The sequence below is a fragment of the Mesorhizobium sp. M0276 genome (genome assembly GCF_040321755.1).
In the GTDB taxonomy this organism is placed as follows: Bacteria; Pseudomonadota; Alphaproteobacteria; order Rhizobiales; family Rhizobiaceae; genus Mesorhizobium.
This window is the reverse complement of record NZ_JAMYSC010000098.1, coordinates 1-14,943: the sequence shown is the minus strand read 5'-3', so window position 1 is coordinate 14,943 and position 14,943 is coordinate 1. Positions and strand designations below refer to the sequence as shown.

Annotated in this window: 12 protein-coding genes and 1 pseudogene; 11 read left to right on the top strand and 2 right to left on the bottom strand. The window is 62.7% G+C overall.

The window, feature by feature from the left end:
* Positions 1-106 precede the first annotated feature (106 nt).
* Positions 107-820, top strand: coding sequence for a HoxN/HupN/NixA family nickel/cobalt transporter (locus NKJ01_RS34670; RefSeq protein ID WP_352734983.1), 714 nt, complete (start codon positions 107-109; stop codon positions 818-820).
* A 152-nt stretch (positions 821-972) separates the two neighbouring features.
* Here the strand turns inward: NKJ01_RS34670 and NKJ01_RS34665 are convergent, their stop codons facing one another.
* Complete coding sequence (locus NKJ01_RS34665; protein ID WP_352734981.1) at positions 973-1,122, bottom strand: hypothetical protein; 150 nt, start codon at positions 1,120-1,122, stop codon at positions 973-975.
* Between the two features lie 269 nt (positions 1,123-1,391).
* On the opposite strand from NKJ01_RS34665, the pseudogene NKJ01_RS34660 reads away from it, so the two are divergent.
* From NKJ01_RS34660 to NKJ01_RS34630, 7 genes and pseudogenes are all read left to right on the top strand, one after another.
* A pseudogene (locus NKJ01_RS34660) lies at positions 1,392-1,657 on the top strand (BrnA antitoxin family protein).
* Positions 1,658-2,302: 645 nt separating this feature from the next.
* Complete coding sequence (locus NKJ01_RS34655; protein ID WP_352734979.1) at positions 2,303-2,710, top strand: FixH family protein; 408 nt, start codon at positions 2,303-2,305, stop codon at positions 2,708-2,710.
* Positions 2,707-4,152 carry an efflux RND transporter periplasmic adaptor subunit gene (locus NKJ01_RS34650; RefSeq protein ID WP_352734977.1) on the top strand — a complete coding sequence of 482 codons (1,446 nt, stop codon included), beginning with the start codon at positions 2,707-2,709 and terminating at the stop codon, positions 4,150-4,152. Before NKJ01_RS34655 ends, NKJ01_RS34650 begins: the two co-directional genes overlap by 4 nt.
* On the top strand, positions 4,149-7,325 hold the full coding sequence (locus NKJ01_RS34645) for an efflux RND transporter permease subunit (RefSeq protein WP_352734975.1): 3,177 nt from the start codon (positions 4,149-4,151) through the stop codon (positions 7,323-7,325). The genes NKJ01_RS34650 and NKJ01_RS34645 overlap by 4 nt, the downstream gene beginning before the upstream one ends.
* A 153-nt stretch (positions 7,326-7,478) precedes the next feature.
* Positions 7,479-7,733, top strand: coding sequence for a hypothetical protein (locus NKJ01_RS34640; protein ID WP_352734973.1), 255 nt, complete (start codon positions 7,479-7,481; stop codon positions 7,731-7,733).
* Positions 7,734-7,858: 125 nt separating this feature from the next.
* Positions 7,859-7,981, top strand: a complete 123-nt coding sequence (locus NKJ01_RS34635; protein WP_023677223.1) for a hypothetical protein — start codon at positions 7,859-7,861, stop codon at positions 7,979-7,981.
* A gap of 100 nt (positions 7,982-8,081) precedes the next feature.
* Positions 8,082-10,616, top strand: a complete 2,535-nt coding sequence (locus NKJ01_RS34630; RefSeq protein ID WP_352734971.1) for an NAD-dependent epimerase/dehydratase family protein — start codon at positions 8,082-8,084, stop codon at positions 10,614-10,616.
* A gap of 88 nt (positions 10,617-10,704) precedes the next feature.
* Here NKJ01_RS34630 and NKJ01_RS34625 read toward each other — a convergent pair whose 3' ends face one another.
* A complete protein-coding gene (locus NKJ01_RS34625; RefSeq protein WP_352734969.1) occupies positions 10,705-10,908 on the bottom strand; it encodes a heavy-metal-associated domain-containing protein in 204 nt (67 codons plus the stop codon).
* Positions 10,909-11,098: 190 nt separating this feature from the next.
* Between NKJ01_RS34625 and NKJ01_RS34620 the strand changes: the two genes are divergently transcribed.
* The 3 genes from NKJ01_RS34620 to NKJ01_RS34610 all read left to right on the top strand — a co-directional run.
* Positions 11,099-13,630, top strand: coding sequence for a heavy metal translocating P-type ATPase (locus tag NKJ01_RS34620; protein WP_352734967.1), 2,532 nt, complete (start codon positions 11,099-11,101; stop codon positions 13,628-13,630).
* Between the two features lie 45 nt (positions 13,631-13,675).
* Complete coding sequence (cueR, locus tag NKJ01_RS34615; RefSeq protein ID WP_352734965.1) at positions 13,676-14,140, top strand: Cu(I)-responsive transcriptional regulator; 465 nt, start codon at positions 13,676-13,678, stop codon at positions 14,138-14,140.
* Positions 14,141-14,183: 43 nt separating this feature from the next.
* Positions 14,184-14,943 (top strand): multicopper oxidase domain-containing protein (locus NKJ01_RS34610; RefSeq protein WP_352734963.1); only part of this gene is annotated, 760 nt, incomplete at its 3' end.

The following is a 14,943-nucleotide window of genomic DNA, read 5'->3' as shown; positions in this document are numbered from 1 at the left end:
ATGTCCCAATTCGGCCTGCTTGCAATGCCAGCTGGAACAAGAACCCGAAAGTGAATCTTCGCCATGCGCCATGAATTGACCTGAGCATGAGGCCGGTTCCAGCCTGATGTTCCAAACCCTTGTCGAGTTCCAACGCACGATCTACCTGGCACTGGCCGAGCAGATCAAACTGCTTTCGGCCGGCGGCGATTGGCTGGCCTTCACGGCCTTTCTGCCGATGGGCGTTCTGTTCGGCGCGGCACATGCGCTGACGCCTGGCCACAGCAAGGCGGTCCTGGCCACGTATCTCGCCGGATCGGATGCCAGTGTCCGGCGTGGGCTTCTGGTATCGCTGGCACTTTCCTTCACGCATGTGACGATCGCGGTTCTGATCGCGGCGCTCTCGTTGCCTTTGGTATCGATTGCCCTGGGCAGTGTTGGCCGTGCCCCACTACTGGAAGACGTCAGTCGGGGCCTGCTTGGCCTGATCGGCGTCTGGATGCTCTGGCGCGCATTGAGCCACGGCCACCACCACAAGCATGAGGGCGAAGCCGTTGGGGTGATGGCTGGCCTGATCCCATGCCCGCTGACGCTTTTCGTGATGACCTTTGCGATGTCCAGAGGCGTTCCGGTCGCCGGCATACTGTTTGCAATTACCATGATGGTCGGGGTGGCGCTGACGCTGTCTTGTGTTGCGGTGCTGTCGATCCTGTTTCGCGAGCGCCTGGTGCACTTTTTCGACAGCCGGCCACGCTTGTTCGATGCCATTTCGCGAACCATTGAGGGCGGCGCCGGCTTGGCGCTGGCCGGCGTGGCGGTTTGGCAGATCACGACGGCCTGAAATGCCGTGAGCCAAATCGAGCGGTGGATCAAGATCCATTTGCCGAGGGTCAGCGGTGTCTTCGTCGGGGTTGAGAGTTTCGACGGGCATCTGTGGAATAGGCGAACAACTGACGCCCCGGGACCACCGGTGCCGGGCGAACTTGTATCGCGCTAGATCATGCGCTTGATGTAGATGTAGTCGTCTTCGGTCTTGATCATCAGCGTTACCTCGCGGTCACCGTGATTTCGCCAGAGTGTTTGCGAACGTGGGCAGTGAGATGATTGGCCGACGTGAGGCTGCCCGCCGATCGTTTCGAGCATTGTATGCTTGGCTCCATGAAGCGGTGACGGTGGTCCAGCCGGTGTCGTTGAAACGTCTTGGACATCAACCCATATGCGTGGTGCGTCGGATGTCTCCTCCCATTCGTCCGGCGCGTTCCCCTCTGGAGGTTTAAACCTTCATGCTTGGCCGGACTTAACAGTCCGGCCTTTTTCTATAGCCACATGAGCCTGCGCGGACCATATGGGCTATATGGCGCGCTTGCGAATTCTCCCCGACAGCATGAGTCATCTCCAAGTCAGGGTCATCAATGGCAAATCCTTCGCGCCGACCAACAAATCCGACGGCTGCCGCCGAAGCCGCCTTCGGGCCAATCAAGAAGCCGGCGGTACCGGTCCGCGAAGCCGCGGCTGCCCCAAATGTCAGAGAGCTTGTTTCAATCAGGATTGACCGCGGGCTGTTTTGGATTATTTCCAGGACGGGCCCGGCTGGCAGGATCGGATCAACGACGCGTTGCGGGCCGTACTTCAGCGGGTTGCCGCCGAGGGCAATCGCTTGGATGACGAGGTGACGTAATCGGGTCGCCGCAATACCGCGCCCCTCTTGACCATGCCAGCGGCGCAAGCCCAGGTGATTGGCCGCGTCACCTGACGGAAACGTGAGCCGTCAGGGACCTTTTCTTGCACTGCACCATATGCCATAGAGCCTGTGTGACGTTCTGGACCTTATTCTCCCGCCTGCTTTCGATTCTGGCCGTCGTGAGCCTTCTGACCGCGCCGATGGTGACACCATCCGCTGCGATGGTGATGGTTGGCGATCCTACGGCGACGACATTGGCGGATATGGCATCCATGTCTGACGGCATGCCGTGTCCTTCTGACCAGAGACAGCAAGTACCTGATTGTCAGAAGTCCTGTCCCCTCGCGGCCTTGTGTTTTGCCAAGTGCTTTCCGGGCGTGTCGACGACTGCACCAACCACGCTGACCCGGTTGTCCGTGGCTGATGTAATCGCGCCAGGCACTAGCGTCGGACGGAATATTCCGGCTCCTCCGCCGCCCCCCAGACCTCCCCGAGACTGAGTTCATCGACGGCCCTTTTTCGGGCCGTTAGTCGCCGCGTGGCCTGACGGCCTTGTGGCGATGTGGCTTTGGCATGAGCCTATTCACTTAGCCTGCCGTGCATTCCGCGCGGCATGACGATGTACTTTGGGAAAATCAGACAATGAACTTTTACAATGCGAAGCACGCCGCAACCGCGGCGATGATCGGTCTTGCTCTCGGCGGGGGCATTTCGAAGGCTTGGGCCGGGATCGACGACTACGAGTTTCAGCTCGTTCAAAACGCGATCCAGAAGAGCGATGCCGCGATCGTCGCGGTCCGCCTCGTCGACAAGCGCTCCGGCAATGTGGTGCCCGACGCAGTGATATTTGCCCAGCGCGTCGACATGGCGCCAGACGGCATGGAGATGATGACGGCGCCAATCGAGCCGTTGCCCTCGACGGAGCCTGGCATCTATCGTTTCAAGGCCAACCTGATGATGCCAGGTGGCTGGCGCCTGTCACTCGGAGCCAAGGTGCAGGGCGAAACTGGGTCTCTCGAAAACAAGCTCGAATTCAAGGCCACGCCATGAAACGAGCAGGCCGTACTGGCCTCACCCTCGCCGCCATAGTGGCGGCGGGGGCTGGAGGTTATTGGGCGGGTCATCGCGATCTGGCGCTGCCTGCCACTCCGTGGCGGCAAGCCGTCGCCTGGCTCGAAGGCACGGCAGCGGCCCCGGCGAGCGCCAATCCGGCGCCTGCCGGACCCGTCATCTACTACCGGGATCCGGACGGCCTCCCAGCCTATGCGGCAACTCCGAAGAAGACCACGGATGGGCGGGACTTCCTGCCCGTTCTGGCGGGGGAAGACCTGAGCTTCGAGGACAAGCCGCCTGCCGCCGCTGCGCCCGTCGCGGCTGCCCCTGCGAACGGTGAACCCAAGCGGATCTTGTACTACCGCAACCCGATGGGCCTTCCGGACACCTCTCCGACGCCGAAGAAGGATTCGATGGGGATGGATTACATCCCCGTCTACGCGGGTGAGGATGACGACGGTTCGACCGTCAAGGTCGCGACAGGCAAACTGCAGCGGACCGGCGTCCGATCGGAGATCGCCACGGAGCAGGTGATCGTCCGTCCTGTGCGAGTGCCCGGAACCGTGCAGCTCGATGAGCGGCGCATCTCAGTGGTCGCGACGCGCTCCGATGCCTTCATCGACAAGGTAGCGGACGTTACTACTGGCGATCGGGTCAAAAAAGGCGAACCACTGATGCGGTTATATTCGGCCGAGATCGCCACGGCGAGCGCTCAATACCTCACCGATCTGAACGGAAGCGGCCGCGCCTCGGCCGGGGCGCGCCAGCGCCTCGAGAATCTCGCGGTGCCACTCGATGTGATCGGCGCAATCGACCGCACCCGCCAGGTTCAGACTTCCATCACCTGGACCGCGCCGCGCGATGGCGTGATCCTCGAGCGCAATGCAGTCGAGGGCATGAAAGCGTCGCCCGGCGACGTGCTCTTCCGCCTCGCCGATGTCTCGACGATGTGGATTGTCGCCGACGTGCCCGAATATGAGCTGGGAGCCGTGAAGGTCGGCGCCGTCGCCACGATCCAAGTGCGCAGCCTGCCCGGCCAGATCTTCAGCGGCCGCGTTGCCCTGATCTATCCACAGGTCACCAAGGAAACGCGCACGACCAAGGTGCGGATCGAGATCCCCAATCTCGATAGTCTCTTGTTGCCGGACATGTATGCCGACGTCGAGATCGGCAGCGGCAGCAATGCCCCGGTCGTCGCCGTCCCAGATAGCGCAGTGATCGACACCGGAACGCGGCAAGTCGTGATTCTGGACAAGGGCGAAGGCCGCTTCGAGCCGCGGGAGGTCAAGATCGGCCTTCAAGGCGGCGGCTTTACCGAAATCCGCGACGGCGTTACGGCCGGCGACCGGGTCGTGGTCGCTGCGAATTTCCTGATCGACGCCGAGAGCAATCTGAAGGCTGCGCTGAGCGGCATGACGAATTCGGAGACTGCGCCATGATTGCCCGGCTCATAGCGTGGTCCGCGCGCAATCTTGTCCTGATCCTCGTCGCCACGGCCTTCGCGGTGGCCGCCGGAGCCTACGCGTTGAAGACGCTTCCACTCGATGCGATACCGGACCTCTCTGACGTCCAGGTCATCGTCTACACCGAATATCCCGGCCAGGCGCCGCAGGTGGTCGAGGACCAAGTCACCTATCCCCTGACGACGGCAATGCTGACCGTGCCGAAGTCCAAGGTGGTGCGTGGGTTCTCCTTCTTCGGCGTGTCCTTTGTCTATGTCATCTTCGAAGACGGTACGGACCCCTATTGGGCACGGTCGCGCGTGCTCGAATATCTCAACGCCGCCGCGCAACGCCTTCCGGCTGGCGTCACGCCGGGCCTCGGCCCCGATGCGACCGGCGTCGGTTGGGTCTACCAGTACGCCGTCGTCGCCAAGGACATGACGCTGGCCGAGCTGCGCTCGCTGCAGGACTGGGTGGTGCGATACGCCGCCTCCAAGGCGGAAGGGGTCGCCGAGGTCGCGAGCGTCGGCGGCTTCGTCAAGCAGTACAACATCGTCGTCGATCCGCTGCGGCTGCGCGCCCAGGGCATATCGCTGTCTATGGTCCGCGACGCCGTGCGCGCCAGCAATCGCGATGTCGGCGGACGCACGCTGGAGCTTTCCGAATTCGAGTTCATGGTGCGCGGCCGCGGCTACATCAAGTCGATTGCCGATATCGAAGACATCGTCCTGAAAACGGACCAGGGCGTGCCCCTGCGCCTCAAGGACGTCGCCAAGGTCGAGATCGGTCCCGACGAAAGGCGCGGCATCACCGAACTCAATGGAGAAGGCGAGGTCGCGAGCGGCATCGTCCTGCAGAGGTTCGGGGCCAATGCCCTGACCGTGATCGAGAACGTCAAGCAACGCTTGAGCGACATCGCCGGGAGCCTTCCCAAGGGTGTCGAGATCGTGCCTGTCTATGACCGTTCGCATCTCATCGATGCGGCGATCGAGACGTTGAAGCACACGCTGGCCGAGGAGAGCGTCATCGTCGCCCTGGTTTGCGTCGTGTTCCTTCTTCACCTGCGCAGCGCGCTCGTCGCCATCTTGATGCTGCCTGTCGGCATCCTGATGGCGTTCGGCGCCATGAAGGCGATCGGGCTCGGCTCCAACATCATGAGCCTCGGTGGCATCGCCATCGCCGTCGGTGCCATGATTGATGCCGCTATCGTTATGATCGAGAATGCCCACAAGCATCTGGAGCGTGCTCCGCCCGACAAGCCGCGAGTCCAGATCCTGATCGATGCGGCGAGCGAGGTCGGCCCGGCGCTGTTCTTCAGCCTCCTCGTCATCACGGTGTCATTCCTGCCGATCTTTACGCTCGAGTCGCAGGAAGGCCGGATGTTCGGTCCTCTCGCCTTCACCAAGACCTTCTCCATGGCGGCCGCTGCGATCCTGTCGGTCACGCTGGTGCCTGCCTTGATGGTGGTCTTCGTGCGCGGCCGGATCATCCCGGAGCACAAGAACCCGATCAACCGCTTCCTGATCTGGATCTACCGTCCCGTCATTCGCGGCGTCCTGAAGGCGAAGACGCTCACCATCGCGCTCGCACTTGTCTTGCTTGGCGTCTCCGTCTGGCCGGTGAGCCAGATCGGCTCGGAATTCATGCCGACCCTGAACGAAGGCACGCTGATGTACATGCCGACGACGCTGCCGGGGATCTCCGTCACCAAAGCGGCGGAGCTCCTGCAGATGCAGGACCGGATCATCAAGTCCTTTCCGGAGGTGGATTCGGTCTATGGCAAAGCGGGGAGGGCGATGACCGCGACCGACCCGGCCCCTACCGAGATGTTCGAGACCATCATCAATCTGAAGCCAAAGGATCAATGGAGGACTGGTGTCACCATCGACAGCCTGAAGGCCGAGATGGACAAAGCCCTGCAGTTCCCCGGTGTCTCCAACGCCTGGACCATGCCGATCCGCGCCCGCATCGACATGCTTTCGACGGGCATCCGGACGCCGGTCGGCGTCAAGGTGTTCGGCACCGACCTGGCGCAGATGGAACAGATCGCGCGCCAGATCGAAGCGGCCCTCAAAACGGTCCCGGGCACGTCGAGTGCCTATGCCGAGCGGGTGATCGGCGGCTACTATCTCGATATCGTCCCGGATCGCGAGGCGCTCGGCCGGTACGGCCTTGCCGTCGGTGTCGTCCAGGACGTCATCGCGACCGCACTCGGTGGCGAGACCGTGACGACAACCGTTGAAGGACGCGAGCGTTATGGGGTCAATATCCGCTACCCCCGCGATCTGCGCTCGAATCCTCAGTCGATCGCTACCGACATCGAGGTGCCGTTGCCCGGTGGCGGCGCCATTCCGCTCGGTGAGGTCGCGAAAGTCCAACTCACGCGCGGCGCGACCTCGATCCGCACCGAGAATGGCCAGCTCGCGACTTACATCTTCGTCGACATCAACGGTCGGGATCTCGGCGGCTATGTCGCCGATGCCCAGAAGGCCGTCGCGGCGACGGTGAAGCTGCCGCCCGGCTATTCGGTCGCCTGGAGCGGGCAATTCGAATATCTGGAGCGAGCCGCGGCGCGGATGAAGATCGTCGTGCCCGTCACGCTGCTCATCATCTTCCTGCTGCTCTATTTGAACTTCCGGGCGCTCACCGAGACGTTGATCGTCATGCTGTCCTTGCCCTTTGCCCTAGTCGGCGGGATCTGGCTCATGTGGTGGCTCGGCTTCAACATGTCGGTGGCGGTCGCGGTTGGCTTCATCGCGCTCGCCGGCGTCGCCGCCGAGACGGGTGTCGTCATGCTGATCTACTTGGAGCAGGCCATGGCCGAAGTGAAGGCAGAGCGGGCCGCACACAATCGGCCGTTCACCCGGGCAGATCTTTATGAGGCGATCATGCTCGGCGCAGTGGAGCGTGTCCGGCCGAAGATGATGACCGTCGTTGCCATCATGGCCGGTCTGATCCCGATCCTCTGGAGCACCGGCACTGGCTCGGAAGTGATGCAACGCATCGCCGTGCCGATGATCGGTGGCATGATCTCGTCTACCCTGCTCACCCTGGTGGTGATCCCCGCGATCTACGGGTTGGTCAAGGGATGGCCTTTGCAGGCAAAGCCCGCCGTGGCCTGGATCGAGATGGAGATCGAACCGGAAGCCCTTCGGGAGGCTGCCGAATGAAGAGGGAGCCAGGATGAACGAGATGGGCCGCGGATGATGTGGGGCATGGGCATTTGGGGCCGTTTCGTCCCGGAATTGCTCGCAGTCGCCGCCCTTCATCCCGTCGGCTGGTGAAAAGCGAGGGCTTGAGGAACCTGTCCTGGCATTTTGAAAATGGCACTTGACCTTCCGGTGGCTGGAACCTTTAGCATGCGTGTTTCCGGAGGTCGTCCGATGAGGCAAAGAACAGCGAATCTCGAAGAGCGGATTCTGGCCCTGTTCAAACAGGCGTTTCGGCAAGGCAGATCGGATGTCGCGGAGCATTTGCTGCGGGCGCTGGAGGCGCTGGATCAAAGCCCTGCCCTTTCGGAGTCACCGCGCGGCCCGCATGTTTTGTCCGAAGCCTACTATGAACTGGTTCGTCGATAGCATCGAAAGATGCCCTGATTGATCGGCAAGCCACCGCCTTCGCGGGCTGATCGAGTTCTTGACGGGCGTGCATGGCGAACTAATTCCCCTCGCAATCGCTGGTAGCAGCGGCCGCGGCGGGAGGGATGATTGTGATGATGATGGACGGTTCAATGTGGATGATGGGCGGCATGGCGCTCATTTGGGTGCTCGTGCTTGTCACTCTCGTGCTCGCGATCGCGGCGCTGGTCAAATATTTGCGAACCTGACGGCACTGGTCCGGCCCCTCGGCCCCACTTGGATGCGCCGCCTTGATGTCTGTCGCCTTCGGCTTCGCAGGCGGGGCAGATCGCCGGCTATGAGGTCTGAATGGTGAAGCGCAAGGACACGGTCATTGTTACAGGCAGCACCGGATTCATCGGTTCGGCTCTGGTCAACAGCTTCGCCGACCGGTTTGCTCTCGTCGGCCTCGACCGGGCGGCGACGCATCAACCGCCGCCGGCTGCGGAGTGCGTCTGCATCGACCTGACATCGGAGGATGCCGTGGCAGCCGGCTTGACGCGCGTGCGGACGGCCTATGGCGCCCGCATCGCATCGGTAATCCATCTCGCGGCCTATTTCGATCTCACTGGCGAGCCTAGCCCGCTCTACGAACAGATTACGGTTCGCGGCACCGAGAAGCTGCTGCGCGCCCTCCAATCGTTCGAGGTCGAGCAATTTGTCTTCATGAGTTCGATGCTGGCGCACAAGGGTGGTCGACCAGGCGACGTGATCGATGAGGATTGGCCGCTCGAATCGAACCTGCCCTACCGCGCTTCGAAGATCGAGACCGAGCGCCTAATCCATGAGCAGCACGGGCCGATCCCGGTCGTCTATGTCAGGCCGGCCGGCGTCTATGACGATTTCGGCCGCAACGCGTTCCTCGCCAATCAGATTGCGCGGATTTACGAGGAAGATCCGACCGGGCACGTCTATCCAGGTGACCTGCGCACCGGGCAATCATTCGTCCATCTGGAAGACCTAATCGACGCGGTGGCGCGGCTCATAGATCGGCGGAAGAAACTTCCCACGGAGCTGGCGCTGCTTCTCGGCGAACCGGAGGTCATGGGCTATGGCGAACTTCAAGCCGACATCGGTCGGCTGATCCGTGGCGAGAGCTGGGAGACACGGGAGGTGCCGAAAGCCCTCGCCAAGGCGGGCGCCTGGGTGCAACAGGACGTGCTGGGCGAGGATTCCTTCGTTCGTTCCTGGATGGTCGACATCGCCGACGACCACTACGCGATCGATACGACTCGTGCCCGCAAGGTTCTCGGCTGGCAGCCGAAGCATTCCCTGCGCAGGACGCTGCCGCGGATGATCGGCGCGCTCAAGGCAGACCCAGCCGGCTGGTATAAGGCCAACAAGCTCAACGCGGCCAAGGTGGCTGGCAGCGGAGCAAAGGCGCGCGCGAAAGACAAGGCGTTCGAGGCCAGACACGACAAGATGAAACCGGGCCACATGGCCGACATGGCGGGGATGGGCCAGCAAATGCTGTGGGCTCATTTCCTGGTCATCACTCTTGGCATCTGGCTGCTCACCAGCCCCGTTCAGTTCGCCCTCTTCGATCCGGCGGCGGCCGGTACGGTCCGTGACGTGACGCAGGAGCGTGGTCTGTGGGAGCCGGTCTTGCGCAACGCGCTCACCGGCTGGAGCGACATCGCCTCGGGGTTGTTGCTAATGCTCTTTGGCGGGCTCGCGCTGTCGCCGCGTTTTTCCTGGGCGCAATGGGGTACGACGATCATCGGCCTCTGGCTGCTGTTCGCGCCGCTGTTCTTCTGGACGCCGAGCGCCGCCGCCACCATGAACGACACGATCGTCGGCGCGCTGGCGATCACTTTCTCGGTGCTCGTCCCGATGATGCCGGGCATGAGCCATGAAGGGATGATGGACGAGAGCACCGTTCCGCCGGGCTGGACCTACTCGCCGTCATCCTGGCTGCAGCGCCTGCCGATCATCGCGCTCGGCTTCTTCGGTTTCCTCATCGCCCGCTATCTCACCGCCTACCAGCTCGGCCATGTGGGCGCCGTCTGGGAGCCTTTCTTCTCGGGCGGCGACGGCAGGAACGGCACGGAGTTCATCATCACGTCCGATGTGTCCCGGGCCTGGCCTGTCGCCGATGCCGGGCTCGGCGCCGCTGCCTATATGATCGAGACTTTGATGGGCGCGATGGGCACGGCGACCCGCTGGCGCACCATGCCCTGGATGGTGACGTTCTTCTTCATCCTGGTGGTGCCGCTCGGCGGCGTCTCGATCTTTTTCATCATCATCCAGCCGATCATGATCGGCACCTATTGCACGCTGTGCCTGATCGCGGCGGCCGCCATGCTGATCATGATCCCGCTGACACTCGATGAGGTGGTGGCGATGGGCCAGTACATGCTGCGCAGCGTGCGCGCGGGCCGTCCGTTCTGGCGCACCTTTTTCCAGGGTGGGCCCGAACCCAACGGCGAGGCGGACAAGAACGATCCCGGTTTTTCCGGCGCGTTTGCGGCACAGTCCGCCGCGGCCATTCGCGGCGTAACGCTTCCCTGGACCTTGGTTGCAAGCTGTATCATCGGCGGTTGGCTGATGGTCTCGCGGCTGGTCTTCGGCACAGCCGGCGCCGTCGCGAACAGCGATCACCTCGCAGGCGCCATGATCATCACGATTGCGGTCTGCGCCATGGCCGAGATAGCGAGGCCGTTGCGTTTCCTTAATTTGCCATTCGGGTTGTGGCTGACGGCGGCGCCCTGGCTGCTCGCCGGCGCAACCACGGGCTCGACATTGAACGATGTCGTTGCAGGGCTTGTCGTTATCGGCCTCAGCCTGCCTCGCGGGCGCCGAAGCAAGGAGCACTATGGCTCATGGGACCGATATGTCGTCTGAGGCACGATGGCTATGAAACGCACCTTGCGCGTCTCCTCGACTTTCATGGGAAGGGGCCCGGCATAGGCGCCGGCCGCATATGCAATGTTCAGGCCGCCAGTTTCTCGTTGTCGTAGCCGGCGGACCTGATGACATCGCGGATTGCAGTTTCGTCCGCTTTGGTTTCCACAGTGACCGTCGATGAGCCAAGGTCGACTGTCACCCTCGCTATTGGGTCGACTGTTTTTACGGCCTTTTCGATCGTGCTTGCACAATGGCCGCAGCTCATGTCCTGAACCTTCAGTTTCAACATCGCACTTTTCCTTTTGTTCCTGATGAACAGGTTATGGGGCTTCCCATCGTTGGAAGGTCAAGAGCCATTTTGGGGTCCACCCCGATCACTGCGGCCGCGTCGGAATGCTGATTGAAATTTGCCTCTTGACCTTCCAATGGTGGGAACCTTTATATGGTGTGGCAACAGCCCAGAATGGAGTTGCAAACCCATGAACACCGTCACCCCGCACACGCCAGTTGAACCCGTTTCGGCTCCTGGCCCCACGATCCAGATCGGCATCGAGGGCATGACTTGCGCCTCGTGTGTTCGGCGTGTCGAAAAGGCGATCGCCTCCGCGCCGGGCGTCGTCAGGGCAGCGGTCAATCTCGCGACCGAACGTGCCGAGGTGACGTTCTCCGGCAAGCCGGAGCTCGCTCCCGTTCTCGCGGCGGTATCGGCCGTTGGGTATGAGACGCGCGCGGATACGATTGAGCTCGCCATCGAGGGAATGACCTGCGCCTCCTGTGTCGCGCGTATCGAAAAGGCGCTGAAGGCCGTGCCTGGTGTGACCGAAGCGAGCGTCAACCTCGCGACCGAGCGGGCGACCGTGCGGGTCGTTGCGGCCGCTATCGAGGCCGCCGCGCTTGAGAGGGCGGTAGCGGCAGCCGGCTATGAAGCGCGCCAGATCTTGCCGGACGCGGACGACCGCGAGCCCGACGGGCGCGAAGCGGAGATCCGCGTGCTCGGCCGTATGCTCTTGCTGGCAGCGCTCCTGACGCTGCCGATCGTCGTGTTCGCCATGGGCCCCCATCTCGTGCCTGCCTTCCATCAATGGGTGATGACGACGCTCGGCGAGTGGGACTGGCGCCTGCAATTCGTGCTGGGCACGATTGTTCTGTTTGGTCCCGGGCTGCGATTCTTCAGAAAGGGAATACCGGCGCTGCTCAGGGGCGCGCCGGACATGAATGCGCTGGTGGCGCTTGGCACGGGTGCTGCCTGGGCCTATTCGGTCGTCGCGACCTTTTTCCCCGGTGTGCTGCCGGTGGGCACCGCCAATGTCTATTACGAAGCAGCGGCCGTGATCGTGACCCTGATCCTGCTCGGCCGCACCCTCGAGGCGCGGGCCAAGGGCCGGACCAGCGAGGCAATCAAGAAGCTCGTCGGTCTGCAACCCAAGACAGCGCGCGTGGTCAAGGACGGCGTCACGGTCGAGGTCCCACTCGCCCAGGTGCGGGTCGGTGACGTAGTGCTGGTCCGCCCAGGCGAAAAGATCGCGGTCGACGGCGAGATCGTCGAGGGATCATCGTTCATCGACGAGTCCATGATGACGGGCGAACCGCTGCCCGTCGCCAAGGGGATCGGCGCGGAAGTGGTCGGCGGCACCATTAACAAGACCGGCAGTTTTTCCTTCCGCGCGACCAAGGTCGGTTCGGCAACGCTGCTCGCCCAGATCATCCGCATGGTCGAGGCCGCCCAAGGAGCGAAGCTGCCGATCCAGGCGCTTGTCGACAAGGTGACCGGTTGGTTTGTTCCGGCCGTCATCGCGGCCGCCTTGCTCACCTTCGGAACCTGGCTTGTACTGGGTCCGGAGCCGGCGCTGTCCTTCGCGCTGGTCAACGCCGTTGCCGTGCTGATCATTGCCTGCCCGTGCGCCATGGGACTTGCCACGCCGACCTCGATCATGGTTGCTACGGGCAGGGCGGCCGAATTGGGCGTGCTCTTCCGCAAGGGCGACGCACTGCAAACGCTGCGTGACGCCGCCATCATCGCTCTCGACAAGACCGGCACACTCACCGAGGGCCGCCCAGAACTGACCGATTTCGTCGTGGCTGACGGTTTTGTCGAAGCCGATGTGCTCCGGCTCGTCGCCTCGGTCGAGGCGCGCTCCGAGCATCCGGTCGCCGAGGCGATTGCGCGGGCGGCCGAGCGGCGCGGCCTTGTGCTTGCCGATATCGAGAACTTCGAGGCCGTCCCCGGTTTTGGAGTCACCGCCATCGTCGAGAGCCGCAAGCTCGAGATCGGTGCCGATCGCCTGATGACCCGGCTCGGCCTTGACATTTCGGCGTTTGCTTCTGCGTCAGCGCGCCTCGCCGACGAGGGCAAGACCCCGCTCTACGCTTCCATCGATGGTAGGCTCGCCGCGATCATCGCTGTCGCCGACCCGATCAAGCCATCGACGCCCGTGGCAATAGAAGCGCTGCACGCGCTTGGTCTTCAGATCGCTATGGTGACCGGCGACAATCGCCGTACAGCCGAGGCGATCGGGCGGCGTATCGGCATCGACGAAATCCTCGCCGAGGTGTTGCCCGATGGCAAGGTCGAGGCCGTCAAGCGGCTCGGCCAGCACGGCGCTCGCGTTGCCTATGTCGGCGACGGTATCAACGATGCGCCAGCACTTGCGGCTGCGGATGTCGGCATTGCCATCGGCACCGGCACGGACATCGCTATCGAAAGCGCCGATGTTGTGCTGATGTCGGGTGATCTCCGCGGTGTCGCGAACGCGATCGCGCTCTCCAAGGCAACGCTCCGCAATATTGGTCAGAACCTGTTCTGGGCGTTTGCTTATAACATCGCGCTGATACCCGTCGCCGCTGGCGTGCTCTATCCGCTTGATGGGATGCTCCTGTCGCCGATGTTGGCAGCAGCGGCAATGGCGCTGTCCAGCGTCTTCGTTCTCACCAATGCTTTGCGCCTTAGGCGCTTCCGGGCACCGATTGACGACAGGGTACAAGCCAGCCATTTCGCGACGCAGGTCGTATGATTGATTTGATGCCCGATCCGTTTCACCCCAACCAGGAGTGCAATCATGAATATAGGTGAAGCTGCCGCGGAGTCAGGCGTCTCGGCCAAGATGATCCGCTACTACGAGTCGATCGGGCTTATCTCGAACGTTGCCCGGACGGGCGCCGGTTACCGCGTTTACTCGGACGATGATGTCCACACGCTGCGCTTCGTCCGCAGGGCGCGCGATCTCGGATTTTCGGTCGACCAGATGACCGATTTGCTTGCGCTGTGGAGTGACCGTTCGCGGGCGAGCGCCGATGTCAAGCGGATCGCCATGGAACATGTCGCGGAACTCGAGCGGAAAATGCGAGAACTCCGCGACATGTCAAAAACGCTGCGTCATCTGGCGGAAAATTGCCAGGGCGATGGGCGCCCCCACTGCCCGATCATCGAACAGCTTTCCAGCGGTCACGAAGCTGGTTCAGCTAGGCCGCTCAAGCGTCAGAGGCTCGTCGGTGACAGCGCTAGACACCGGCAAGCTTTCTGACTGCGTGATGACGCGCGCCAGCATGTAACGTAGGAGACGACAGATGCATCGACGCGGTTTTCTGGCGGCAGGTCTTGCGACGGTTCTTGTGAGTCAGCGCGCCATCGCCCAGATGAAGATGGACAACATGCCCGGCATGGATATGGGCGGCCACGCAGGCCACGACATGGGCGCGGCGCCCCAGAGCGCGGTCATGCTGCCGAAAGGAGAAGTGCTTCGCGACTTGCCCCGCCTCGCCAACGAAGCCGGCACCCCCGGCCTGTTCAAGGCGAAGCTGACGGCCGAGCACGCCACGGTGCGTTTTGCCGAAGGACTGGACACGCCGATCCTCGGCTATAACGGCATCAGCCCTGGACCGCTGATCGAGGCGGTCGAGGGTGACCGGGTCGAGATCACCTTCGCGAACCGAATCCCCGAGGAGTCGAGCACCATCCATTGGCATGGCATGCCGGTGCCCGCCGACCAGGACGGCAATCCGATGGACCCCGTCGCAACCGGCGCCGACCGCACCTACAGCTTCGAACTGCCGGAAGGCAGCGCGGGTTCCTACTGGTATCATCCGCATCCGCACGGCAAGACGGCCGAGCAAGTTTATCGCGGCCTTGCCGGCGCGTTCGTGGTCAAGCCGAAGGCCGATCCAATTCCGACCGAATATGGCGATACCGTGCTGGTGTTCACCGACCTTCGCCTTGCCGCCGATGGCACTATGCCGGACAACACGATGACGGACCTGATGAACGGACGCGTCGGCGATCATGTGCTTGTCAACGGACAGAAGAATCCTCGGCTAGCAGTTCCCTTTG